The 21,532-nt window shown below is 44.0% G+C and carries 29 protein-coding genes; 15 read left to right on the forward strand and 14 right to left on the reverse strand.

Going from position 1 to position 21,532, the window contains the following annotated elements; translation table 11 throughout:
* Nucleotides 1–90 precede the first annotated feature (90 nt).
* The 11 genes from AB5618_RS02190 to AB5618_RS02240 all read left to right on the forward strand — a co-directional run bounded on the left by AB5618_RS02190 (nucleotide 91) and on the right by AB5618_RS02240 (nucleotide 8,527).
* A complete protein-coding gene (locus AB5618_RS02190) occupies nucleotides 91–867 on the forward strand; it encodes a hypothetical protein (protein WP_022415111.1) in 777 nt (258 codons plus the stop codon).
* Between the two features lie 16 nt (nucleotides 868–883).
* Nucleotides 884–2,695: an AAA family ATPase gene (locus AB5618_RS02195; RefSeq protein WP_005333473.1), complete on the forward strand. Its 1,812-nt coding sequence runs from the start codon at nucleotides 884–886 to the stop codon at nucleotides 2,693–2,695.
* 9 nt (nucleotides 2,696–2,704) lie between these two features.
* On the forward strand, nucleotides 2,705–2,971 hold the full coding sequence (locus tag AB5618_RS02200) for a helix-turn-helix domain-containing protein (RefSeq protein WP_005333471.1): 267 nt from the start codon (nucleotides 2,705–2,707) through the stop codon (nucleotides 2,969–2,971).
* Nucleotides 2,968–5,085 carry a nitric oxide reductase activation protein NorD gene (locus AB5618_RS02205; protein WP_005333469.1) on the forward strand — a complete coding sequence of 706 codons (2,118 nt, stop codon included), beginning with the start codon at nucleotides 2,968–2,970 and terminating at the stop codon, nucleotides 5,083–5,085. The genes AB5618_RS02200 and AB5618_RS02205 overlap by 4 nt, the downstream gene beginning before the upstream one ends.
* A gap of 16 nt (nucleotides 5,086–5,101) precedes the next feature.
* Entirely contained in the window at nucleotides 5,102–5,788 is a 687-nt protein-coding gene (locus tag AB5618_RS02210) for a hypothetical protein (protein ID WP_005333468.1), read from the forward strand.
* 62 nt (nucleotides 5,789–5,850) lie between these two features.
* The gene (locus tag AB5618_RS02215; protein WP_005333466.1) at nucleotides 5,851–6,369 is read left to right on the forward strand and encodes an AbrB/MazE/SpoVT family DNA-binding domain-containing protein; all 519 of its coding nucleotides are present in this window, start codon (nucleotides 5,851–5,853) and stop codon (nucleotides 6,367–6,369) included.
* A 19-nt stretch (nucleotides 6,370–6,388) separates the two neighbouring features.
* Nucleotides 6,389–6,637 (forward strand): hypothetical protein, encoded by a 249-nt coding sequence (locus AB5618_RS02220; RefSeq protein ID WP_005333464.1) that lies wholly within the window; start codon nucleotides 6,389–6,391, stop codon nucleotides 6,635–6,637.
* A 5-nt stretch (nucleotides 6,638–6,642) separates the two neighbouring features.
* A complete protein-coding gene (locus AB5618_RS02225) occupies nucleotides 6,643–7,221 on the forward strand; it encodes a hypothetical protein (protein ID WP_005333462.1) in 579 nt (192 codons plus the stop codon).
* The gene (locus AB5618_RS02230) at nucleotides 7,202–7,579 is read left to right on the forward strand and encodes a hypothetical protein (RefSeq protein ID WP_005333460.1); all 378 of its coding nucleotides are present in this window, start codon (nucleotides 7,202–7,204) and stop codon (nucleotides 7,577–7,579) included. Before AB5618_RS02225 ends, AB5618_RS02230 begins: the two co-directional genes overlap by 20 nt.
* Nucleotides 7,579–8,187: a hypothetical protein gene (locus AB5618_RS02235; RefSeq protein WP_005333458.1), complete on the forward strand. Its 609-nt coding sequence runs from the start codon at nucleotides 7,579–7,581 to the stop codon at nucleotides 8,185–8,187. Before AB5618_RS02230 ends, AB5618_RS02235 begins: the two co-directional genes overlap by 1 nt.
* Before the next feature lie 55 nt (nucleotides 8,188–8,242).
* Complete coding sequence (locus AB5618_RS02240; protein WP_005333456.1) at nucleotides 8,243–8,527, forward strand: hypothetical protein; 285 nt, start codon at nucleotides 8,243–8,245, stop codon at nucleotides 8,525–8,527.
* A 32-nt stretch (nucleotides 8,528–8,559) separates the two neighbouring features.
* Here the strand turns inward: AB5618_RS02240 and AB5618_RS02245 are convergent, their stop codons facing one another.
* From AB5618_RS02245 to AB5618_RS02280, 8 genes are all read right to left on the reverse strand, one after another.
* A complete protein-coding gene (locus AB5618_RS02245; RefSeq protein WP_005333454.1) occupies nucleotides 8,560–8,961 on the reverse strand; it encodes a response regulator transcription factor in 402 nt (133 codons plus the stop codon).
* Between the two features lie 62 nt (nucleotides 8,962–9,023).
* Nucleotides 9,024–9,896 carry an ABC transporter ATP-binding protein gene (locus AB5618_RS02250; protein ID WP_005333452.1) on the reverse strand — a complete coding sequence of 291 codons (873 nt, stop codon included), beginning with the start codon at nucleotides 9,894–9,896 and terminating at the stop codon, nucleotides 9,024–9,026.
* A 4-nt stretch (nucleotides 9,897–9,900) separates the two neighbouring features.
* Nucleotides 9,901–10,557 carry a hypothetical protein gene (locus tag AB5618_RS02255; protein WP_022415113.1) on the reverse strand — a complete coding sequence of 219 codons (657 nt, stop codon included), beginning with the start codon at nucleotides 10,555–10,557 and terminating at the stop codon, nucleotides 9,901–9,903.
* Complete coding sequence (locus AB5618_RS02260) at nucleotides 10,554–11,618, reverse strand: ABC transporter permease (RefSeq protein WP_005333443.1); 1,065 nt, start codon at nucleotides 11,616–11,618, stop codon at nucleotides 10,554–10,556. The genes AB5618_RS02255 and AB5618_RS02260 overlap by 4 nt, the downstream gene beginning before the upstream one ends.
* Nucleotides 11,619–11,688: 70 nt before the next feature.
* A complete protein-coding gene (locus tag AB5618_RS02265) occupies nucleotides 11,689–12,891 on the reverse strand; it encodes a HAMP domain-containing sensor histidine kinase (RefSeq protein ID WP_173736255.1) in 1,203 nt (400 codons plus the stop codon).
* Entirely contained in the window at nucleotides 12,879–13,553 is a 675-nt protein-coding gene (locus tag AB5618_RS02270) for a response regulator transcription factor (protein WP_023921570.1), read from the reverse strand. Before AB5618_RS02270 ends, AB5618_RS02265 begins: the two co-directional genes overlap by 13 nt.
* 94 nt (nucleotides 13,554–13,647) lie before the next feature.
* Nucleotides 13,648–13,896 carry a winged helix-turn-helix domain-containing protein gene (locus AB5618_RS02275; RefSeq protein WP_005333437.1) on the reverse strand — a complete coding sequence of 83 codons (249 nt, stop codon included), beginning with the start codon at nucleotides 13,894–13,896 and terminating at the stop codon, nucleotides 13,648–13,650.
* A gap of 73 nt (nucleotides 13,897–13,969) precedes the next feature.
* Nucleotides 13,970–14,224 (reverse strand): hypothetical protein, encoded by a 255-nt coding sequence (locus tag AB5618_RS02280; protein WP_005333435.1) that lies wholly within the window; start codon nucleotides 14,222–14,224, stop codon nucleotides 13,970–13,972.
* Between the two features lie 277 nt (nucleotides 14,225–14,501).
* Between AB5618_RS02280 and ligA the strand changes: the two genes are divergently transcribed.
* The 4 genes from ligA to AB5618_RS02300 all read left to right on the forward strand — a co-directional run bounded on the left by ligA (nucleotide 14,502) and on the right by AB5618_RS02300 (nucleotide 19,026).
* Nucleotides 14,502–16,496, forward strand: coding sequence for an NAD-dependent DNA ligase LigA (gene ligA / locus AB5618_RS02285; protein WP_040015507.1), 1,995 nt, complete (start codon nucleotides 14,502–14,504; stop codon nucleotides 16,494–16,496).
* A 77-nt stretch (nucleotides 16,497–16,573) separates the two neighbouring features.
* Nucleotides 16,574–17,077: an NADAR family protein gene (locus AB5618_RS02290; RefSeq protein WP_023921566.1), complete on the forward strand. Its 504-nt coding sequence runs from the start codon at nucleotides 16,574–16,576 to the stop codon at nucleotides 17,075–17,077.
* A gap of 21 nt (nucleotides 17,078–17,098) precedes the next feature.
* A complete protein-coding gene (locus tag AB5618_RS02295; protein ID WP_005333427.1) occupies nucleotides 17,099–17,572 on the forward strand; it encodes an LPD11 domain-containing protein in 474 nt (157 codons plus the stop codon).
* 89 nt (nucleotides 17,573–17,661) lie between these two features.
* Nucleotides 17,662–19,026 carry an ATP-binding protein gene (locus tag AB5618_RS02300; protein ID WP_005333425.1) on the forward strand — a complete coding sequence of 455 codons (1,365 nt, stop codon included), beginning with the start codon at nucleotides 17,662–17,664 and terminating at the stop codon, nucleotides 19,024–19,026.
* A 63-nt stretch (nucleotides 19,027–19,089) separates the two neighbouring features.
* Here AB5618_RS02300 and AB5618_RS02305 read toward each other — a convergent pair whose 3' ends face one another.
* The 6 genes from AB5618_RS02305 to AB5618_RS02330 all read right to left on the reverse strand — a co-directional run bounded on the left by AB5618_RS02305 (nucleotide 19,090) and on the right by AB5618_RS02330 (nucleotide 21,506).
* Nucleotides 19,090–19,452 (reverse strand): type II toxin-antitoxin system HicB family antitoxin, encoded by a 363-nt coding sequence (locus AB5618_RS02305; RefSeq protein ID WP_005333424.1) that lies wholly within the window; start codon nucleotides 19,450–19,452, stop codon nucleotides 19,090–19,092.
* Nucleotides 19,436–19,693, reverse strand: a complete 258-nt coding sequence (locus AB5618_RS02310) for a type II toxin-antitoxin system HicA family toxin (RefSeq protein WP_005333422.1) — start codon at nucleotides 19,691–19,693, stop codon at nucleotides 19,436–19,438. Before AB5618_RS02310 ends, AB5618_RS02305 begins: the two co-directional genes overlap by 17 nt.
* Nucleotides 19,694–19,695: 2 nt before the next feature.
* Nucleotides 19,696–20,052, reverse strand: coding sequence for a hypothetical protein (locus tag AB5618_RS02315; RefSeq protein ID WP_005333420.1), 357 nt, complete (start codon nucleotides 20,050–20,052; stop codon nucleotides 19,696–19,698).
* 9 nt (nucleotides 20,053–20,061) lie between these two features.
* Entirely contained in the window at nucleotides 20,062–20,283 is a 222-nt protein-coding gene (locus AB5618_RS02320; RefSeq protein WP_005333419.1) for a DUF5348 domain-containing protein, read from the reverse strand.
* A gap of 46 nt (nucleotides 20,284–20,329) precedes the next feature.
* Nucleotides 20,330–20,989, reverse strand: a complete 660-nt coding sequence (locus AB5618_RS02325) for a recombinase family protein (protein ID WP_040015506.1) — start codon at nucleotides 20,987–20,989, stop codon at nucleotides 20,330–20,332.
* A 205-nt stretch (nucleotides 20,990–21,194) separates the two neighbouring features.
* Entirely contained in the window at nucleotides 21,195–21,506 is a 312-nt protein-coding gene (locus AB5618_RS02330; RefSeq protein WP_023921561.1) for a winged helix-turn-helix domain-containing protein, read from the reverse strand.
* Between the last annotated feature and the right edge of the window lie 26 nt (nucleotides 21,507–21,532).

Consider the following 21,532-nt stretch of genomic DNA (forward strand, 5'->3'; position numbering starts at 1 on the left):
GCAGTTCCTCTTTTTCATGTCCGGAAGCGGCGATTTCCCATCCAGCTTCCGGGCTTGTCTAAGAATCATGAATCAGAAAGGAATCAGCTCATGAAAAAATCAAATCGAAAAAAATTCTTACAGTTTGTCGTGCTTGTACTGTTTCTTGCAGCACTTTTCGTACCACAGGATGCCAACCGGCTTCTGATTGCAGGCATTGCCCTGATCGGTATCGGAGTCACGCTGTTCAGTTATCTTCTCCCGCTTTTCACGGAACGCCTGAAAAACAGGGAGCATAAGCTACGAAAACGCCCAGAAAGAACTCGTCATCTGGAAGGAACACCTGATCTGGAAACCATTCTCTGGAGACAGATCAAATTCCAGATTACCGGAAAGCTCAAGGAAGCCTTCCCGGATGCCACATGGGATTTTGTGAAAGAACCACCGCTCTCCCAGATACTGGATGGGGAACCATTACGGATTCGCACACGGAATACCGGAAGTTATAATTTTGCGGAAATTCTCATGGATGCCCGTGGCAGTCTGACGCTTCAGATGATGACCATTGAATCCTTACATAAAAAGGAACCGTCAGAAGGAAATCCGGATTCCAGACCAGCCGTTAATCCCAAATCATGGTATTCCCTGATTGGGAAACCGCTACTGATGGAATTGGTCGGTGACTTACAGGCAAGGGGCTATGAAAAGCTGTTTATCAACGAGCAGGGAGATGTCTATATTCTGAACGGCACTGAACCGGAAGTCCGGGGAAAGCTGGAACATTTCCCGCCCAAAGATTACTGGGGCGAATTGACGGAGATTTTTACTGAAGATGAATTGACCACAGAAGAGACCGAGCAGGCACTGGAACTGTCCTGGATCTCATAAGAAGGAGGAACGAATCATGGCAAATAACATCGTAGCAACCTGGGGGTTCAAACGCAAACTCCCGGAACCATTTGAGGATTATACGGACCATGCAATCTTTGATGACATTGCATCCAAATACTGTACTCAGCCACGGAAAAAATCCACGCTTCATGCAGCTACCCTGCGGGCAGTCCTTGCTTATCTGGAGCTGGAAAACCCGGTTGGCAGTACCCCGCCGGAAAAGCTTGGGGCGGTCGGTACCCAATCCAACAATTTTGTTGTGGCGGAATATCCGAGCAAAACCGGTGATCTTCAGGTGGTTGTCTACAACCAGCTAAACGGAAAGTTTTACGGAGGCTGCTATACTCCTCCGCCGGATGTGGAAAGCACACCGGAAAAATACGAATTTAAAGACTCCAAACAGTCCGGTGCGGCTCTGCTGTTCGCACTGATGCCGGTTTTTCTGGCAGATGAAGAGTGTAATGAAAAGTATCAGGAATTAAAAGCGCACCGGGACAACGGTTATCCCGATCTGGACGCCGCTGCGGAAACAGCAGCCGTTCTCTGCGACAACATTTACCGGAGAACCCGCTATGCATCAGGTCTCCCGACCGGTGGTGTTAAGATTGACCTTCCGGCAAACGGCGTATTGTCGCTGATCAAACCGTTAAATATCCAGAAGGGGGTCTATGCACCAACCGAAGTGCTCCATGGAGACTTTCAGGTGTTACGTCCAGGAAGTGGATTTAAGAAAGCACAGGCAGCCATTTCCAGAGATGATTTTGTTGGGAAATTTATCCTGACCGCATCCCGAAGGCTGTCTCCGGAAGAGGAGGTATCTGTTCCGACATTGGCAGAGTGGTACATCATCCCTCCGGAAATCAAACGGATCTGCGAACACGCAAAACTGACAACGGATACCACACAGCCGATGCGGAATTTTCTTTTACGGGGACCGGCAGGTACCGGAAAGACCGAAGGAGCCAAAGCCATTGCTTCCGCACTTCACCTTCCTTACCGCTGCATTACCTGTTCCGCAAATACAGAGGTATTCGACCTTTTAGGTCAGATTCTTCCGGATGTGGACGGAAAACGCACCCGGCTTCAGCGGCAGTACCCGTCTTTTCAGGAAATCCAGTTAGATCCCTCCGGTGCCTATCAGAAGCTGACCGGAAACTATGATGAAGAAATTTCTGCCGAGGACACCTACCAGAAGCTGATCGATACGATTTTTGATGAAATGCACAGCTATTATAAGGAACACACCTCCGGACAGAACTTCCAGTATGTGGATACGCCTCTAGTCGAAGCCATCCGCTATGGGTATATTCTTGAGATACAGGAGCCTACGGTCATTGCTAATCCCGGTGTACTGGTTGGACTTAACTCCCTTTTAGACCGCTGTAACAGCGTATATCTTCCAAACGGAGAAACCATCCACCGTCATCCGGATACGACCATCGTAATCACCACAAACAATGACTATGCAGGCTGTAAACAGATGAACCAGTCTGTCATTTCCCGAATGAACCTTGTGATTGATCTGGATGAACCGGATGAGGATACACAGGTAGAACGTGCCATGGCTGTTACCGGATGCAAGGATGCAAAAACGGTACGTCTGATGACACGCATTGTCAAATCCATGGCTGTCTACTGCCGGGAAAATCTCATTACAGATGGCTGCTGTGGCATGAGGGAGCTGATTTCCTGGGTGCAGTCCTACATGGTCTGCGGGGATATCCGGGAAGCGGCCCGTTACACGGTGCTTGCCTCTGCCTCTGCCGATGCTGAGAACCGTACGGAAGTGGAAGAAAGCTGTCTGGATACTGTGCTTGCTGCGTAGGACACGCCTATGAGAAAAGCAGCACTCACAGAAGCCCAGATCCGAAAGCATCTGGCAGATAATCTGTCTTATCTCCGGCAAGCCAAAACACCGAAGTTATCACAAAAGGCAGTTGCCAGAATCTTAAATCTTCCCCCGAAAACCATTATGAATTATGAAAATGCAAACTCCTCCCCGATGGCTTATGCCGTCCTTCGCCTTGCTGTGTATTACGGCTGCACGATGGAGGAACTGCTGACAAAAAATCTAAGAAAAGAAAGGAAGAATATCACGTGAATCACAGCCAAAGAAATTTAAAGAAACTAATCCGGGCAAAAGAGGATTCCATTGCGGATGAGGAGTTATTCCTCTCCGCTGCCTATCAGAAGTACCAGACCTCCCTTGCCAGAGCCGTTACCGGACGTTACCGGTATGGACTGCAGGTACTGCTGGACTGGGACATTTCCGAACAGGCAGGCGTTGCATATACCGACAATTATAAGGTACATCTCAACGCAGCGAACCCGATCACCCAGTCTTTCCCCACCCGTTTCTTACGTTCCCAGAGCCTGACAGGGCTCACCGGGCATGAAGTGGGGCACTTACTCTATTCTGATTTCACAGCCCACGCTGTTCATCTGAGGAGTCTGGAAAACGGTTCCTTCTATCCGAAGGAGCCGGAGCTATCCCTTCCAGCTTATCAGACAGCACTGGAGGAGATCAAAGAAGTGTTAGAAGAAAAGGACAAAGCCGGATGCCTGACACTGGCACGATGCGCCGCAACTTTTCAAAACATTCTGGAAGACATCCATATTGAAGACCGTATGTGTGAGGAATTCCACGGCACCTTCCGACAGGGGATTGAACTCAATAACCTGCGTATGTCCGAACAGATTCCTTCCATACAGGAACAAATTGACAAAGAATACCAGCCATTTTCCATCATTGCCAACCTGATCCTTTCCTATTGCCGGACCGGAAACATCAACAATCCCACCGGCTATCAGGGGGATTATCTGGATACCATTTCCGATTGTACCGATCTTCTGGATACGGCAATGGAATCGGAAAAAGGCACTGACCGGATGCTGGTTTCCAATGCGCTCTTAGCCCTGACCTGGAACTATATCCAGCCGCTCATCGAAAAAACACGGGAGGAATTGGAAATGCATGGCGAGGATTCCGCTGCCGATGCTCTGGAAGATCTTCTAGGGGATGAAGTCAGCAGCGGCGCTCCTCTTCCGACCGGAAAAAGCGGTGCCATTCCAAAGAATATCAAACCAGCTTCCCCAAAAGGAAGCGGGAATGATGAGGGCAATGCTCCTTCCGGTCCACGTACCAAAGAGGATGCTATAGAGGAAGCCAAACAGGTGCTTTCGGAAGAAGGCGGGCGCATCGCTCTTACAAAGACCAATACCATTCTGGATGAAAACAACCCCGGCGTCACTTATGTCAGTCAGTATCAGGGCAGCGGCTATGAGCATGCTGCAGAGGATCTGTTCCGGATCTTGAACGATGTGGCTGCAGAAAAGGTGCAGGAAGACTGTCAGACGGAACTGACCGAGGAACTGCAGAAAACAGCCAATGATATTCATTACGGCAATGCCCATGCAGGCATCCATGTTACCATCCATCGCCTGACCAGTGTTTCCGATTACCTGAAGAATGAATACCAGACAGTTGCTCCCCCGCTCCTGCGGGCTTCCAAAAAGCTGCAAAGCACCATCCTGCCGCTTTTGAAAGAAGAACAGCAAGGCGGAAAGCAGAAGAATCTCCTGTTTGGAAAACGTCTGGACTCCCATGCTCTCTATAAGACAGACGGAACCATCTTTACCAGAACCAGACTTCCAGGAGAGGAAAAACGTCTGGCTGTTGCCCTCCTGATTGACGAGAGTGGTTCGATGGGTTGGGGTGACCGGATGACACATGCAAGAAAGACTGCCATTGTCCTTTATGATTTCTGTAAAAGCCTCGGTATCCCTATCACCATTTACGGGCATTCCACGGATGCAGGCGGCGTTGCTCTTTACTCCTATGCAGAATTTGATTCTGTGGACAATGAGGACTGTTACCGGCTGATGGATATGTGCGACCGCAACGGGAACCGGGACGGCGCAGCTCTCCGCTTCGTAGCAGAGCATTTGTGCACACGCCCGGAGCTTCAGAAGCTGCTGATCCTGATTTCTGACGGTCAGCCAGCCGATTACGGCTACAGCGGAACGGAAGCAGAGGCAGATCTGCGGGGCATCAAGAAAGAATACGAAAAACGGGATGTCATCCTGTTTGCGGCTGCCATTGGTGACGATAAGGAAAATATCCGCAGGATTTACAAGGACGGATTCCTGGATATCACGAAACTGGAAGAGCTTCCAAAGAATATGGCACAGCTTGTCAAACAGCATCTCAAATAAAGGAAGGTGAATACTCATGAATGAAACTTATCAAAACCGGATTACCGACCAGATCTGCAAGATCCAGAATGACCGGGCACTCATTGCCTTTTATGACCGGCTCCGCTACGCACCACTCGGCAACTATGCACAGCTACATGCCAAAGGGGAATATCAGGAAAACGGGCATAAAGTACATTCTTTAATCTGCATCACCATTCAGGATTATTCCAACGGTACCGGAGACCGGAATATCATCACCCGTTTCAACCTGGCACCGGAACAGATCCAGTTCCTCTTAACCCGGATCACTTCCGGTTTTCAGGAATTTGAATGGAGCCAGAGCAAGATCTACGGCAATCCCGATCAGAACGGTTATTCCACAGCCCAGATGTTTTATATCTCCAGACATCCCTATGATTCCAAAGGGCAGCCTATGAAAAGCCCATGGAAAATCCAGATTGTAAATGGGAAAGGCATCAAAGCACAGAATAAGAACGGTGGTTCCTACATGCAGCCACGCAGCTTCCAGTCCGAAAAGACGACAGCCATCCAGCTTACCGACATGGATCTGTTCACGCTTCTGAAGCGGACGGATTCCTATATTTCCAACTGGGAAACGGTGATTGCTGCATCACTGATCAATAACGGAAAACGGATGCTGGCAGACCAGCAGAACAGTCAAATGCAACAGACAGCACAGGCTCCGCCTTACGCTGCCTAAATTTTCAGAAGAGAAGCGGTACTTTACTGCTTCTCCTCTTTTTAAGAAAGGAGACTTTAGTTATGAATATTGCACTCATCCGGACCATGGACTCTCAGGGGCGTATCGTCATCCCTGCAGAAATCCGGAAACAAATGAAGCTCTCAGACGGAGATGCACTGGAACTGGAAAATGTGGGAATGGAGCTGCTTTTACGCAAATGCCCTACCCACTTAAACGGAAAAGAGGAAATGGCTTCCTATCTTTCCGTCCTCTACAGTGTCATCCACTGTGGTATCGCAATTTGCAGTGAGGCTCACATACTCGTATCTGCGGGCATCTATCTTCCGGAAGGCACTCCCGTTACAGAAGAACTCGCCGAATTGGTTGCGGACGGCCAGGAACTGATCTCTGCTGAGAACTGCCCTGTCTACCCGGTATCCAACACCCGTCAACCGGTTTGTGCTTTTTTCCCGATTTTAAGGGAAGACAGAGAGCCGCTGGCACTTCTTCTCTGTTCCAGAACCGGACAGCATTTATCCGAGATGGAATTGGGATGCGCTAAACTGGTCGCTGCCGTAATTGCAAACAAAATTAAGTAAGGAAAGGAGCGTGAAATCAATGAAGAATACAAATATAACCTTACACACCACCCAAAAGAAAGAATATGTCCTCACCGGAATCCTGTCCCTGCCCCTCCATCTGGGAGAACGGGCGTGGATCTATAGTTATAACCAGACCTTTGCTACCAGTCCGGTGCAGAGTATTCTGGAAGTATCCGAAAACGGTGTGGTATTTGAGACCTGCAACAGTATTTACCGTCTCAGCTACACCCGTGTTCCGATGGAGCTGGAGGCGATGTGTGCTTGACAAGAATGGAAGAACTGGAGAGCTGCCTTTCGGGGCTCCTCTCCACCTTAAAGAAGAACCGGGAACATGTGCCTCTGGAAGTGCTGAAGACACAGTATAAGCAGCCGTATGAAGAACTGGTCAGAAACATCAACCTGACCGCTTCTGCCTATGCAAAATCTGTGCTGCTCCACCGGCTGGTCCTGAATCCGGATGCAGATGTGGAGGAACAATGTACCGTCATCAACCAGATGATACAAACTTCCGGGATGCTGAAGAAAATCAGCTCCTGCATGTCCAAAACCTATGATGTAGGACAGATATATCCTCTGATACTGGAACTACGCCATATGGTCGAACAGGCACTCTGGCCCTATGTGAATCAGGCAACTTGTCTGGTCGCAGATCTGGATGATATAGAAAAAGAACCGACAATTTACAATTTTTTGACACATGAAGTTTATGAAAATGATACCTGGATTCACCGAGAAATCGACCTGCGCTGGAAACTACTGGTACATCTTACTCCCGAACAAAGAGAATCCGTACCACCAGCCAATCATAGTATGAATGGAGGAATTTACCATGAAAGAACAACCATCTAATCCTTGCGAGAAAGTCTCATTTATTTTGACCTATGACCAGCTTGAAGCTGCTTATAACATCTACCGGGAACAATTTATTTCCTGCGACTTCATCCGCCGCTCCATGGAACGTCTGGAGGAAAGAATCGGACTCTGCAACCTTCCATATGAAACGCTGCGTGATGATCCAAGCCTTCTTCATGAAGCATACCTGCAGTTTCTCCGACTGGAAGACTGCAATGTGGCTTATAACGACACGCTGGAGCAGGTAATTGATGCAATCGAACAATGGCTTGCCTCTGGCACCTTATCCCCTGTAAACCTTACGGTTTCCAACCAGAATATGGGTGAAACTTTTGGAACGGAGGTGGATGTGTAATGGCAAATATCTGCTGTGATGATGTGATCTTTTATACAGAAGGAAATCCGGAAGGACTATATGACTTGTGGGAGGACCTGGAAACCTACATCATTCTGAACCAGAATCCTGATTTATGCTGGATTGGCAATTTATTTTCCCACAAGAAAATAGATTCCACCGGAATATCTCTTCGTGGAAATGTCAGCTACATGGAATGGAATGATACGTATATTCTACTTTCTTTAGAGACAGCATGGACTCCACTTTATGAAGCATATCAGGCGATAGCCGCTGCATATCATGTTCCCTTTGTGATGCAAAGCATAGAACCTGGAGAACGAATTTATTATAACACGGATGAAGCACACCTATTTTTCCCTGACCGATATTGTGTCCGCTTATATGAAGAAAGCCTATTGACTCCATGTGGCTTAATAATCGGAGAAAAGCTGGAAGACGGTGAACCATTTGAAACGGAAACAGACGTATTAGAACGATTCAGAGATTGCGGATATCCAGCAGCTACACTAAAAGAGTTGGAGCTCATGTTCGATGCGGATGAACTTATTATTTTTGAATTTACAAATCCATATTTGGATCTGGAGCAGAAAAATGCTTGTGCATGAAACTTCTCCCCTCCACACCAAAGACGATTATCATCAGATTTAAAGGAGGAACACCATGACTGATTTGGAACTGGATGTCTGGGATGCATGGCTCAGGGAACGTCAGGAACATCTGGAAGAAACCCTGTCCAATATCTCACCATCGGAAGAACCCTGCAGATATTACCTGCTAACCGGATATATTCAGGGAATGCTAGAAGCTCTTACCATGCTTACGACTGTTGAGGATGGGAAACGCTTCAAGATCAAACTGGAGCAATTTCGCCAGAATCTGCTCCTCTCTGGAGATTACGATGCTACCGGTAACTATAAACAGGCAGTGAAGAAAACTGCTGTTTAAATACTTCGAGCCGCCCAATCGGACGGCTCTTTTTATGCCCGAAAACGGTAGCCTACACCACGTATCGTTTCTATGTAGTGCGGTTCTTCCGGATTTTCTTCTATTTTCTTTCTCAGATTCTTGACTAACCCATAGACACGGTTATCCACTTCTGACTCCACATCCTCATAAATATGCTGGTAAATCTGTTCTTTTGTAAATACCCGATTGGGGGATAAGGCCAGATAAAAAAGCAGGTCATATTCATGTCTGGTAAGTTCCACAACCTTACCATCTTTGATTACGCTCCGCTGAAGCTGGTCTATTTCCAAACCTTGGAATGTCAACTTTTCAGAATTTGTAATCTCCATAACTTCTAACGTACTTTCGCAGGCTAGAACTGATTTAATTTTATTCAGGATTCCCTCTTCGGAATCAGAAATGGTAAGAATCATCACTTTCCCATAACATCACCTGCTTTTCTTAGCATTTAGCTTTCACTCCTCATTAACAATGTTTATCGATTGGTTACATAGATATATGCATCTTCCAAAGTTACGTCACAAGCTATACATCCACTTTCTGACGGCATATTCTCCCCTAACAGTCTTAATCTAATTCCTTCCTCCGTATACTGCTTACTGGAAATATGATATTTTCTTTCTAATTCTCTTGCAAGGCTTTCGTCCTCTGTACAGCATTCCCATACATGCCCTCTTGCCTTATTCAATAATTCCCTCATTGTTCCTGTATAAAGGAATCTACCTTTTTTCATAACCGCAAGCTGATTACAGGTTGCCATCAGATCCTCCACCACATGCGTTGAAAATAATACGGTGCGTTCTTCTGCAAAATCTACCAGTAAATTACGGATACGGATGCGTTCCTCCGGATCGAGCCCTGTTGTTGGTTCATCCACAATTAAAAAATCCGGCTCATGGAGTAATGCCTGCACTAATCCAACTCTTCGCTTCATTCCACCTGAAAGCTGCCGCATTTTCTTTTTCTGATGGTCTGCAAGACTGGTCTTCTCCAGATAGTAATCAATCCTTTTCTTGCTTTCTCTTTTCTCAATTCCAGCCAGATCTCCCATATACTCCAGACATTCTCGAACAGTCAAAGACGGATACAGATCAATTTCCTGTGGCAGATACCCAATCTTTTTCTGTATCTTTTCGTAATTTGCTTCGCAATATAGCGTACCATCTAACAGAACTTTTCCACTTGTGGGTGCAAGCACCGTTGTAAGCACCCGCATCAACGTTGTTTTTCCTGCACCATTTTCACCTAACAGACCAAATATCCCATGTGGGATTTCCAGATCCACATGATCTACCGCTGTCACTCCATTTTTAAATGTTACTGTTAAATCGTCTATTCTTATACTCATAATCTTACCCTCTCTTCTTTAATATCTTAGGAACAAATGCAAGCATCATCCCCGCAAATACCACGCACAGCACCTTCCCGCCAAGCCATCTCCACTCTGTCAGCTTACCGAAATCACAAGTTCCGTAGGAAAATGGTCCCCAGTTTTTCAAAAACTGAGTTGCCTTTCCGGAAATAGAGAAAAACCAGAAAAGCAGCACGACACCCATACCAATCCATCTGTTTCGAACCAGATTGCTGACAGTTACGGAAAGCACACTCCAAAACAAAACAGTTCCGGGAATCGCAATACAATAAATTCCAAACAAGGCACCGCCATCTAATTCTTCTGTCAGATTCACCGGTTTCTGCCAATAAAAGAGTCCATATGCCAACAAACTGATTCCAATCAGATAAGCTACCTGCACAAATAGTCTTTTATAAACTACCCCTGCCTGCTTTTTTAGATTATAAAGGCAGAATACTTCCGAGCGTTTGCTCTGCACTTCCACCAGATAAGTATCTGCACAGAAAACGACTGCCAGAAGCGAAACAGCTCTTTCTACTGCCTGCCCGATTTCATTCGCATATACAACAGGCTGGATTGCACTCAATATCACAACAAAAGCGATTGAATATGCAATTTTATAATATGGCATACATATTTTTACTTCTTTCTTCAATATACTCTCCTCCTTTTCCACATCCACACCGCTATAAACATGAGCAGTATGGATGCTGCCACAAGAAGCAGTTGATTGAGATATACCTGATGTGGCAATTCCGTTTCAAAAAAATTCCCCGGAAATCGAACCATAATAGAGAATGGTCTTGCATGACACTGTCCTTTGCTATCCCATGTCAGCATATTAGAATAAATGATATAAAGAACCAGCGCCGGAACCGCTGGAAGCGGATTCTTAAACAGCAGCGCTGTAACCGCATACACACAGCAGATCATCAGGATGTTCGGCAGGACATACAGGATCGAATTCTGAACAAAATCCAGTATGTTCATAGCAAATCCTGATTTTACTGCCGTGGCGTAACACAAAATGATAAATACGATATTCATAATGACCAGTGCCGCCGTCATAATGAGAAATCCACTGCTTATTTTCCCGGCAATATATTGAAAAGCCGTCATCGGTTTGGTGTGCAGCAATTCATAAGTATTTTTCCTCATATCCTGGAAAAATAAAAACGCCAGCAGAACCGTTGCAAAGAATGCCATATGCAGGCTTGCAAAATCTGTAAATTTTCTTCCGAAATAATAGGAGAATGGATGTTTCTCAAGATTTTCTCTGATATACCGGTTGACTTCCTCCGGGCTTCCCTGATACCATGAAACGTCCTCATACACATAATTGGCACCATTAAAGTGGTATTCCGTTTTCAGATACTGACACGCCTCCGTAATCTTCATCTGTTTCATCTCAGATATCACTGCCTCCGCCTCTACTTCCGACATGCCAAACCCATTCTCTGTGTCCTGAAGTATCTTTACAATCTCTTTCTCCCACAGTTCTCTCTCCTTATCCGGTGTTGCCGGAATACATCCCTCCATAACATCCCCATCGGAGGCCATTTTTACCTTCCTGAAGGTTTCATCCGACTTCACGTAATGAATGGACAGATAGGGTGCAAGTGTCTGGTACATACTGATTAAAACAACAATCAAACCGATCCAGAATATCGGATTTTTAAGATAATTTTTCAGATTCCTTTTTATGATTGCTTTCATAAGTCATCCCGCCTTTCTTTTTTCTACAAACAGCATAGCCTACAAATCACAACAAAAAAACAACAGCCATTTATTTCTGCTGTTGTTCTTCTAATACATAATTTTTAAACACTGCCTCAACTTCCGCACCGCCATCTGCTACATTTTTTATCAGCAGTTTCCCACCATGCCGTTCGCAGTAGATACGGCTGATATACATACCCATTCCAAAATGCTTTAAGTCATCCTGTGGATTCTCATGATAAAACGCCTGTGTCACCCTGTCGATATTTTCCTGAAATCCAATTCCGTCATCCCTGATACTCATTTTCAGATATTGGGGTGTCACTGTCAGCTTCAGCCTAACTTCCTGATTGGCATAGCGGAATGCGTTAGCCAACAGATTATCCGCTACTTCCATGATGATTTCCTCATCCGCAGTCAGTATTTCAGATTCTCTCACTGTCGTCACTGTAAAATTCTTTTCTGATTTTTCCACCACGACTTCTGCCAGAGCTTCTATCTGGTTTATCAACTGCCGGATATCTACCACGGAACAGTTTAATTCCCGTTCTTCCAATTTCGTCATCTTCCTCATACTATCAATAAAATGGTTCATCCGTTCAATCTGAAGCATACCGCCCCTTAACATCTCCATCATTTTCTCTTGATCAAGCATATCTTCCGGAACAAATTCCAAAAGCATTTCCTGATATCCCCGCATGATTGCAAGCGGCGAGCGGATATCATGGGCAATCGCTGCACGCAGTACCCGCTCATCTTCGATCATCTGCCAAAGTCTACGGTTATTTTCTTCCAACTGCCCACGCATCCTTTCAAATTCCCTGCACAGCATCCCCATCTCGTCCTCGTTCTCATAAGCCATATGAAAATCCAGATCTTCCTCCGCAATCATCTGTGATGCCATCTTCAGTTCCTGAATCGGTCTCTTTAATTTATTTTTGTAAAACAGGCTGACCGCAATTCCACATCCGGCAAAAGAAAAAAGCAATACTCCGTACGTCTGAAGGAAATCACAGGTTTCTGAAATATGCCAGTCCATTCTGCTCATTTTACTCTGATTCGGTCTCGGTACCACTACCTCAAAATTTTCATTGCGGTCATTCATTGCCTGATAATACTCGTCCTGATCCTCGTACTTCCACCAGACCTCCTCCTGTATCTGCCCGGCAATCTCAATAATTGACACAGAAAGAAAAAAAGTGACAATCAAGCTGAGTATCGTATATAAAACCATTGTCTTTTTCAAGGATAAATTTCTTATCTTTTCCATCGATACCCCATCCCCCATACTGTCTCAATGTATTCTGTCTGCGTATATTCCGCCAGTTTCTTTCTCACTCTCCGGATCAGTTCCGTAACAACACGGCTGTCACCTTCCGCATCATAACCACACACCTTTTCGTATATCCGCTCCCTGTCAAAAACCTGTCCTGGATTCATGGACAAAAACTCAATGATTGCATATTCCAGCTTCGTAAGCTCCAAATCATTTTCACCGATCTGAACCCTCTTTGCTCCATAATCAATACTGAGGTCTCCGTGGAATCTGTATTCAGACTTCCCTTTATGACGCTCCTCACGCTTCAAATGTGCAATAATACGAGCATCCAGTTCTTTCAGACTAAACGGCTTCAGTATATAGTCATCCCCACCGGATAAAAGCCCGTTTACCCTGTCCTGCTCCTCCACTTTTGCCGTCAGGAAGATAATGGGACAAGTTACTTTGCCCCGGATACGTCTGCATACTTCTAATCCGTCTATTTTAGGCATATTGATGTCCAGCAAGATAATATCCGGTTTCTTATGGATTTTTTCCAAAGCATCTGTGCCATCTTCTGCCATCATTACATCATATCGTTTGATTTCAAAATAGTTCTTTAACATCTTTAATAATTCGATGTCATCATCCACGATCAAAATTCTATATGCCACTTTTATCACCTCGTTTTATCAGTATACAACGAAAAAAACAATAAATAAACAACAAGAGAAACACTTCGAGCCGCCCATTGCCGGACGGCTCCTTTTATGCCCGAAAGCGATAACCAACACCACGTATCGTTTCTATGTAGTGCGGTGTTTCCGGATTTTCTTCTATTTTCTTTCTCAAGTTCTTAATCAGACCGTAAATTCGGTTATTCACTTCTGACTCCGCTTCCTCATAGATATGCTGATAGATCTGTTCTTTCGTGAATACCCGATTAGGAGATAAAGCAACCACAGCGATTTGCTTCAAAAGTCTCTTTCGCCTGGTATACCGTTTATAACTTCTCATGTTTATCACCTTCAATCTGCTTTCAAATTTAATAATCTATATTTTATGACAATTCAGCATATAGAAAAGTTAGTTATTCGTGAAAATTATTTTTAAATTTAGAACTTGCATAACCACTACGATGTAAAAACAGTTTAGAGGCATTTATGACAGAGATTGATTTTATCTGGTTTTCGACTTTCTCCACGAAAGTGGCAAAAAATACCTGGCTACGAATTCCTTCGCTTAGGGCAAATCTGAAATCCTGAACGCTTTTATTCCTGTAGCCGACAAATTTGTCATCAACATAAGGCAAAAGCTTCATTGAGGAATCTATTTCATTTGACATATACTACATCTAGTGTTATACTGTTCTTATATCAATTATTTGTGTCAATCCGGAAAGGATTTATCACACGCAGTTTAGGTTTGAAACGTAGTCAGGAGTTTTCCTATGCCCAACAAGCAGCAGGGACTTCTGGCTTTTTTTATTTTGCAGGAAACTGCATCTATTTTGAGAATGAACATAAGCGTCATTCTCTTTTTTTATGCCTGAACGCAGGGAAAGGAGGATTACGGAAACAAATGATTCCGGAACTGGCACGCCACAAAAGAAAGGAGACTCTATGTCAGTCAAAAGAATTAAGAATCTTGTAAAACAACTCAATGAATACCGTCATGCCTACTACAATCAGGATGCCCCTCTGGTATCTGATGCCGAGTATGACCGACTCTTTGACGAACTGAAGGAACTGGAGGAACAGACTGGTTTCATCCTGTCAAATTCTCCGACACAGACGGTTGGATATTATCCGGTCAGTGAACTTGCCAAAGTCACCCATCCGATTCCACTGCTCTCGCTTGAGAAAACAAAACTGATTTCAGAGCTTTTAGATTTCATGAAAGGACAGGAAGTTCTCTTTATGCTGAAACTGGACGGTTTGACTACCAAACTCATTTACGAAGATGGCAGACTGATTCAGGCTTCTACCCGTGGAGATGGTGAAGTGGGGGAAGATATTACACACAATATCCCGGCATTTTTAAATGTACCGCTTACCATTCCACACAAAGAACGTCTGGTCATTACCGGTGAGTCTTTTATACCAACCAATGATTTTGAACGTCTGAAAGATACTCTGCGTGATGGAAATGGAAAACCTTATAAAAACGGACGTAATTTTGCTTCCGGATCAGTACGAAGTCTTGATCCGAAGAACTGTATCGGACGTTGTGTTCGCTTTCTTCCGTTCAATGTATTAGAAGGAATGGAGGATGTTCCCTTCCCGGACAGCAGAGCCTGCAAATTAGAAGGTTTAACACACCTGGGCTTTGGTTACTGCCCGTTTTTCTCAATTTCAGGAACCGGACTTTCAAAAGAATATGCGGAGAAATTCATTCAGGAATTGGTATCCACAGCAGCAAATTTACATCTTCCTATCGATGGCATTGTCATGATTTTTGACAGTCTCAGCTACTCCAAAAGCTGCGGAAAAACCGGACACCACTATAAGGACGGCCTCGCCTATAAGTTTGAGGATGATACCTACGAAACTTTCTTGCGTGAAATTGAATGGACACCGACCAGATTCGGAGAGATTGCTCCGGTCGGCATCTTCGATACCGTGGAGATTGACGGCTGTGATGTTTCCAGAGCTTCCCTTCATAATCTGACCTTTATCAAAAATCTGGAGCTTGTACCCGGATGCCGGATTCTTGTTTCCAAACGAAACATGATCATCCCACATATAGAGGATAATCTGGATCGTGGAAGGTATACCGACATCACGCCTCCGGTCTGCCCTTGCTGTGGTTCCAAAACCAGAACCTACAGCCGTAAGACCAGCGACGGTCGCACCGTAGAAACTCTGCATTGTGATAATCCGCAGTGCGACAGCCAGATCACAAGAAGGTTTGTCCATTTTGCCAGCAAGAAGGCAATGAACATCGAAGGACTGTCAGAAGCCACTTTAGAAAAATTCCTGAATCTGGGCTATCTGCACTCTTTTCAGGACATCTATCATCTGGAGGAACACCGGGAAGATATTGTGGCACTGGACGGATATGGTGAGAAATCTTTCGACCGCTTGTGGGAATCCATCAACGCCAGCCGGAGGACCAGCTTTGTCCGCTATCTGGTTTCCATGGATATTCCTATGATCGGCAGAACCAAAAGCCGGATTCTGGACACCGTATTTTCCGGAAATTTAACTGCATTTGAACAGGCGGCTGTCGGAGATTACGACTTCACTCAGTTAGAGGATTTTGGCGAAATCTTAAATCACAACATCCATTCCTGGTTTGCAGATGAAGCAAATCTTGATTTATGGAAAAACTTACAGAACGAATTCACATTTGAACAAAGAAAGGAAGAGACCATTATGACAAAAGAAAACAAATTTACAGGATGTACCATCGTAGCAACAGGGAAACTGGAGCATTTTACCAGAGACGGTATCAACGATAAGATTCTGGAGCTTGGTGCCAAACCTGGCAGCTCTGTAACAAAGAAAACCGATTACCTGATCTGCGGGGAAAAAGCCGGCAGCAAACTGGCAAAAGCCCAGAGCCTTGGTATTCCAATTCTTACAGAAGCTGAATTTTTGGAGATGATTGCATAACCATCTCTGCAATAGATGAGAATTATTTTGAGGTGTGGCTGAAAGGCCGCACCTCTTTTACAAAGGAGGAATTTATAATGAATCAAACAAATACAAGCAAGCGCATACCTACACAGATCAATGAATTTCGGGGAGATTATGCTTTTCTAAGCAATTTCTATCCGGCACCGGTCTCTTACATGGGACAAACCTATGCAAATAATGAAGCTGCTTTTCAAGCGCAGAAAACACTCTCTGCGAGAGAGCAACGCAAATTCTGTATTTTTCGGATGCATAATCCTTCTGATGCAAAGAAACTCGGCAGAGATCTTACATTACGCCCGGACTGGGAAAAAGTGAAAGTCCGGCTCATGTATGAAATCTGCATGTGCAAATTCATGCAGAACCCGGAACTCCGGGATAAACTTCTTGCAACCGGAGAGTCCACACTTATTGAAGGAAACAACTGGGGTGACTATTTCTGGGGCAAAGTCAATAACTGCGGAGAAAACCAGTTAGGAATCATCCTGATGGATGTACGTGCGAAGCTGCAGTGGAATGCAGAAACAGCGCCCAATAATATACCTCAATGTCTGCAATAAAGGAAAGGATGGTCTAATAGAATGAATGAAAATGCAAAAACAAAATTAGTGCTTGAGTATACTGGCATGGATGATTTTTCCTGTCCGGTATATAAGGACCAATTCGGAAAGTTGTGGAAGGATATTGACCTTGGCAAAGAGCCTGAACCGAATCTTTATTCTTTATCTTTTAACCATATTGATGGAGAACCTTCCCATCCCATACAGCAGGAGTACACATTTCATCCGGCTCCGTATCAAAGAAGTTCCTATGAATTCGAGTACCGGATGTTAAGTAAATTACAGTCTGACTGTGAATACTATCTGGGCTACGGAAATCGCAGTCCGTCTATCCTATGCAATCATAGCGTTCAAAACCATATTGCCCGTATGAAAGAATTATGGAATGGTTTTCCCACAGATCAGAAACCGGAATGGCTGACCTGGGAACAGCTTCTTCAGTACGAAAAAGTAATGACAGAAACCGGAATACCCGTGAAGAACTGCTCAGACTAGACAATTCATCATTTATCAGAAATTACCCTCTATATTATCCATTCATATTTTGATATAATAGGAACAGTTGAAAGAAAGGAGCATTTCCCATGTATCTGAAAAGAAAAGTTTACGATCAGCTTCTGGATTGGAAAAACGATACCGTCCACAGCACCTTGGAAGTGAATGGTGCCAGACAGGTCGGAAAAACATATATTATCAATAAATTTGCGGATGAGAACTTCAGGCACAAGATCTACATTAACCTGTTTGATTTGTCCGGCAAACAATTTATGGAATGTTACAAAAAAGCCACAGACTGGACTCCCGGTACAAAACGACCGGAGCAGCCGCTTCACGATGCTTTTAAACTCTTCGATCCGGATTTTGAAGATACCAACGATACAGTCATCATTATTGATGAAATTCAGGAATCCTCAGAGATATTCAACCGTATCCGAGAATTTACCCGCTATTTTCAAGCGCATTTCATTGTAACTGGAAGTTATCTGGGACGTGTACTGGAACCGGAATTCAAATTCTCCAGTGGAGATATTACCAGTATCCGTATTTATACCCTTTCCTTTAAAGAGTTTTTGGAAGCATTGGATGACCAGCTTTTTCAGAAGTATCTATCACTTCCACTGGATCATGCAGATGACACCGTACCGGAACTATATGACGAATTAAAGAATGTTTACGACATCTATAGACAGATTGGCGGCTATCCAAAGGTTGTGGAAACATACCTTAACACAAAAGACGTGGAAGCAGCTCAAAAAGAGCTTGTTAGAATCATCCGCATTTTCTTAAACGAATCTATGCGGTACTTTGATGACATCACAGATATTAGTGTTTTTACCAACATCTTTTTAAGCATCTGCCGTATTCTGCTTCGTGAAAAGAAAGGATTAGATGAGGACAGTATAAGTGAAGAACTGCAAAAGCTCGTTACAAAGAATTACTCCAGTAATCTTTCTAAAGCAACCTGCTATCGTGCTATCAACTGGCTTTACCATTCTGGAATCATCGGTTTCTGTGGCAAAATCACAGAACTGGACATCTTGAATTTCAAACCGGGAAGCCGCTGCTTCTTCATGGATCTTGGAGTTGCATATTATTATCTCTCCAGAACTGGTGCTACTGTATCAACTATGGATGGCTCATTGAACGAAAACTATGTTTACATTAACTTGTCCAAACGCCAGGAATTCCCGGAAGAAATTATCTTTGAGACACCGGCTTTTGCTACTTATAAAGGTGGTGAAATTGATTTTGTAGCTCAGACATTGAAAACTCACATCCGCTATCTGATTGAAGTTAAAGCCGGTAAGGGAACTGCATCTACTGCCTTGAAGGCATTGGAACAGGGGAAGGCCAATAAACTACTATATCTGAAAGGTGATACCAAAGGCGGAACCGTTGGAAACGTACAAACACTTCCTATCTATCTGCTAGAACAATATCATTTTTAATCAAAGAAAGAATACTTCGAGCCGCCCATCCGGACGGCTCTTTTCATCTATATTCTTGTATATTTATTTTACTAACAGCGCATCATTCTTTGAAAGAAGATATATACAGTATTGATTCATACTGATGCCTTCTTTTTTTGAGTGTTCCGCCAGATCCCGGTGTAAGCTGCGTGGCATCCTTATTTTAAACTGTCCCGAATACTCTTCCAGGCTTCCCGGTTCGTGAATCTCAATCCCTTCTTCCAGTGCAGCTTCTAACCATGCTTTTTTTGCATCCGCTGCATTTTCAACTGCCCTTTCTATCGTCTCTCCACAGGTGATGCATCCCGGCAGTTCCGGATAAGAAACCACAAATCCACCTTCATCCTTATCTTCCACAATTTCCATGCGATAGGACATTGCCAAATAATCATTCAGTGTCTTCATCGTTTTTCGCCTCACTTTCTACAATCTGCTTTACCATTTCAACATAAATTTTCTTGATTGGTTCGTGTTTCGGTATTGTTATCGGCTGGCATCCCGCTTTACGGAATGTATAATGGCTGCTCCCACTTCTCGGAGCATTTATCTCATATCCATAACTTTCTAATACTTTTCTTAATTCATCAAAACGAAGGTCTTTCGATAATGAGCAAATTCTTGTCAATAGTTTATCCCATTTCGACATCTTTAATGCCTCCTATCTATAGTATATGTGGTGTCATATGTGGTGTCAATCTGTTTTTCATCTTTCTTGGTCAAATAAGGCTGCAGCTCTTTCTTAGCAGCCGTCACAAATTCTTCTTTTCTCGAACTTACCATATAAATCTTCCAGAGCATCAGATTCAGCTTTTCCGCATCCACTGCTTTGCATTTCTTTTTAATCATGCGGATAAACGGATAGATTACCGTATCCGATAACTTGTTCCCAGCAATCAACATCGTTCCATCCGTTCCATATACCTCATACAGACATTCCAAAATACTCCCCAAATCTGTCACCAATCGGAATGCCGGCTTTTCATATTTCTTTTTAGCTTCCATCATATGCTCCTCCTACATTCGAACCGTCAGTCCACTGAGACTCGTCTTAGGAAGCCCTACCAGATACCAGTCTTCATCCATTTCAATCCGAACCGGAATCCATGCATCCTTTACCTTCACATCAAAACATTCTCCGCAATGAAGACCTCCATAATAAGATTCAATCCCAAACCGGATATCAAATCTTCCCATTGATGGATCATAAATTAAAGTACCTATTCTCTTTTCACTCATATTTCTTTCCTCCTGAAATTCTTTGGTCTATATAAGTAATAGGACTTTAATTTGCAGAATTTGAAAGTTCCGGGTATTTTTCATAAAAAGTTTTTCGATAGCGATAAAAAGTTGAGTGCGTCATTCCCAAATTTTTACGAAGCTGTGTAGGTGTCGTTTCTCCAGAAACTACGCTTTGAAAGTTCTCATCAAAAGTTTCCTGCTTCATCACACTTGGTCTTCCATAATCATCCCATTCGCCCCGCAATTTCTTCGCTTCTATCCCTTCCCGCTGTCGCTTCTCCTTTTTCTCCAGCTCTGCCTGCGCCATAGAAGCATAAAGCTCCAGCATCATGTTATTGATTGTTTCCAGCATCATCCTTGCCATCGCATTATCCATCACAGATAAATCCATAAGCGTAGTCGGCAGTTCCAGAACCATAAGCCGCACTCCCATGTTCTTAATCCGCTGGATCTGTTGCATGGTGTCATACTTGTTTCTTCCCAGTCTGTCCAATTCTGTAACAATCAAAATATCTCCCGGCCGCAGGACATCCTCCACTAAAACGGTATATCTCGGACGATTAAAATTCTTCCCTGTCTCCTGATCCGTAAAAATATTCGTAAGTGCCATCTCATGCTCGTTACAGTACCGCTCAATTTCCTGTATGCCACGGTCAAGATGCTGCTCCTTTGTACTGGTACGGTGATATCCATATATCTGCATCCACATTTCTCCTTTCCATGTCCCAAAATATCCACACTTTTATTGGTATATTTCAAAACTGTGTGTGTAACCTTTTTGAAATATAATCCCTCTTTCCGGAACGTACTTCTAAAATGTATACATTTTGGGATATGTTTCTTTTCTATTTCTGTACGTACCAGAGCCGAAAAGTGCAACAAATATGACAAAAAACTCCCAGAGGATGTTACTCCCCTGAGAGTGGTTGAAACTTATAGCCCACACCTCGGACGGTGCGGATGTAATTCCAGTTCCGTGAATCTACTTTTAACTTTTTACGAAGCTGGCTAATGCAGCACATAACCGCATTAGCACAGTCAATCGGTTCTTCCTTCCAGACATTACGATAAATCTCCTCGTGAGAGAATACCCAGCCAGGATGTTCTGTTAGATATTTTAGTACCGTAAATTCTTTCAGACTCAATTCAATCTTTTGATCATTCATAAAAACAGTATGACAGCGAATATCTATCTGTAGGTTTTTGTCTTTGTAATGCAATTTACTTTCCTCCTAATCTGTTTCAC

The organism is Ruminococcus sp. J1101004sp1_RTP21198st1_B9_RTP21198_201120 (genome assembly GCF_040924245.1).
GTDB lineage: Bacteria > Bacillota > Clostridia > Lachnospirales > Lachnospiraceae > Blautia_A > Blautia_A faecis.

Excerpts from the sequence above, each read along its gene's own strand:
- AB5618_RS02190 (WP_022415111.1), top strand. The coding sequence starts at position 91 with ATGAAAAAATCAAATCGAAAAAAATTCTTACAGTTTGTCGTGCTTGTA.
- AB5618_RS02195 (WP_005333473.1), top strand. The coding sequence starts at position 884 with ATGGCAAATAACATCGTAGCAACCTGGGGGTTCAAACGCAAACTCCCG.
- AB5618_RS02200 (WP_005333471.1), top strand. The coding sequence starts at position 2,705 with ATGAGAAAAGCAGCACTCACAGAAGCCCAGATCCGAAAGCATCTGGCA.
- AB5618_RS02210 (WP_005333468.1), top strand. The coding sequence starts at position 5,102 with ATGAATGAAACTTATCAAAACCGGATTACCGACCAGATCTGCAAGATC.
- AB5618_RS02215 (WP_005333466.1), top strand. The coding sequence starts at position 5,851 with ATGAATATTGCACTCATCCGGACCATGGACTCTCAGGGGCGTATCGTC.
- AB5618_RS02220 (WP_005333464.1), top strand. The coding sequence starts at position 6,389 with ATGAAGAATACAAATATAACCTTACACACCACCCAAAAGAAAGAATAT.
- AB5618_RS02225 (WP_005333462.1), top strand. The coding sequence starts at position 6,643 with ATGGAAGAACTGGAGAGCTGCCTTTCGGGGCTCCTCTCCACCTTAAAG.
- AB5618_RS02230 (WP_005333460.1), top strand. The coding sequence starts at position 7,202 with ATGAAAGAACAACCATCTAATCCTTGCGAGAAAGTCTCATTTATTTTG.
- AB5618_RS02235 (WP_005333458.1), top strand. The coding sequence starts at position 7,579 with ATGGCAAATATCTGCTGTGATGATGTGATCTTTTATACAGAAGGAAAT.
- AB5618_RS02240 (WP_005333456.1), top strand. The coding sequence starts at position 8,243 with ATGACTGATTTGGAACTGGATGTCTGGGATGCATGGCTCAGGGAACGT.
- AB5618_RS02245 (WP_005333454.1), bottom strand. The coding sequence starts at position 8,961 with ATGATTCTTACCATTTCTGATTCCGAAGAGGGAATCCTGAATAAAATT.
- AB5618_RS02250 (WP_005333452.1), bottom strand. The coding sequence starts at position 9,896 with ATGAGTATAAGAATAGACGATTTAACAGTAACATTTAAAAATGGAGTG.
- AB5618_RS02260 (WP_005333443.1), bottom strand. The coding sequence starts at position 11,618 with ATGAAAGCAATCATAAAAAGGAATCTGAAAAATTATCTTAAAAATCCG.
- AB5618_RS02265 (WP_173736255.1), bottom strand. The coding sequence starts at position 12,891 with ATGGAAAAGATAAGAAATTTATCCTTGAAAAAGACAATGGTTTTATAT.
- AB5618_RS02275 (WP_005333437.1), bottom strand. The coding sequence starts at position 13,896 with ATGAGAAGTTATAAACGGTATACCAGGCGAAAGAGACTTTTGAAGCAA.
- AB5618_RS02280 (WP_005333435.1), bottom strand. The coding sequence starts at position 14,224 with ATGTCAAATGAAATAGATTCCTCAATGAAGCTTTTGCCTTATGTTGAT.
- ligA (WP_040015507.1), top strand. The coding sequence starts at position 14,502 with ATGTCAGTCAAAAGAATTAAGAATCTTGTAAAACAACTCAATGAATAC.
- AB5618_RS02290 (WP_023921566.1), top strand. The coding sequence starts at position 16,574 with ATGAATCAAACAAATACAAGCAAGCGCATACCTACACAGATCAATGAA.
- AB5618_RS02295 (WP_005333427.1), top strand. The coding sequence starts at position 17,099 with ATGAATGAAAATGCAAAAACAAAATTAGTGCTTGAGTATACTGGCATG.
- AB5618_RS02300 (WP_005333425.1), top strand. The coding sequence starts at position 17,662 with ATGTATCTGAAAAGAAAAGTTTACGATCAGCTTCTGGATTGGAAAAAC.
- AB5618_RS02305 (WP_005333424.1), bottom strand. The coding sequence starts at position 19,452 with ATGAAGACACTGAATGATTATTTGGCAATGTCCTATCGCATGGAAATT.
- AB5618_RS02310 (WP_005333422.1), bottom strand. The coding sequence starts at position 19,693 with ATGTCGAAATGGGATAAACTATTGACAAGAATTTGCTCATTATCGAAA.
- AB5618_RS02315 (WP_005333420.1), bottom strand. The coding sequence starts at position 20,052 with ATGATGGAAGCTAAAAAGAAATATGAAAAGCCGGCATTCCGATTGGTG.
- AB5618_RS02320 (WP_005333419.1), bottom strand. The coding sequence starts at position 20,283 with ATGAGTGAAAAGAGAATAGGTACTTTAATTTATGATCCATCAATGGGA.
- AB5618_RS02325 (WP_040015506.1), bottom strand. The coding sequence starts at position 20,989 with ATGCAGATATATGGATATCACCGTACCAGTACAAAGGAGCAGCATCTT.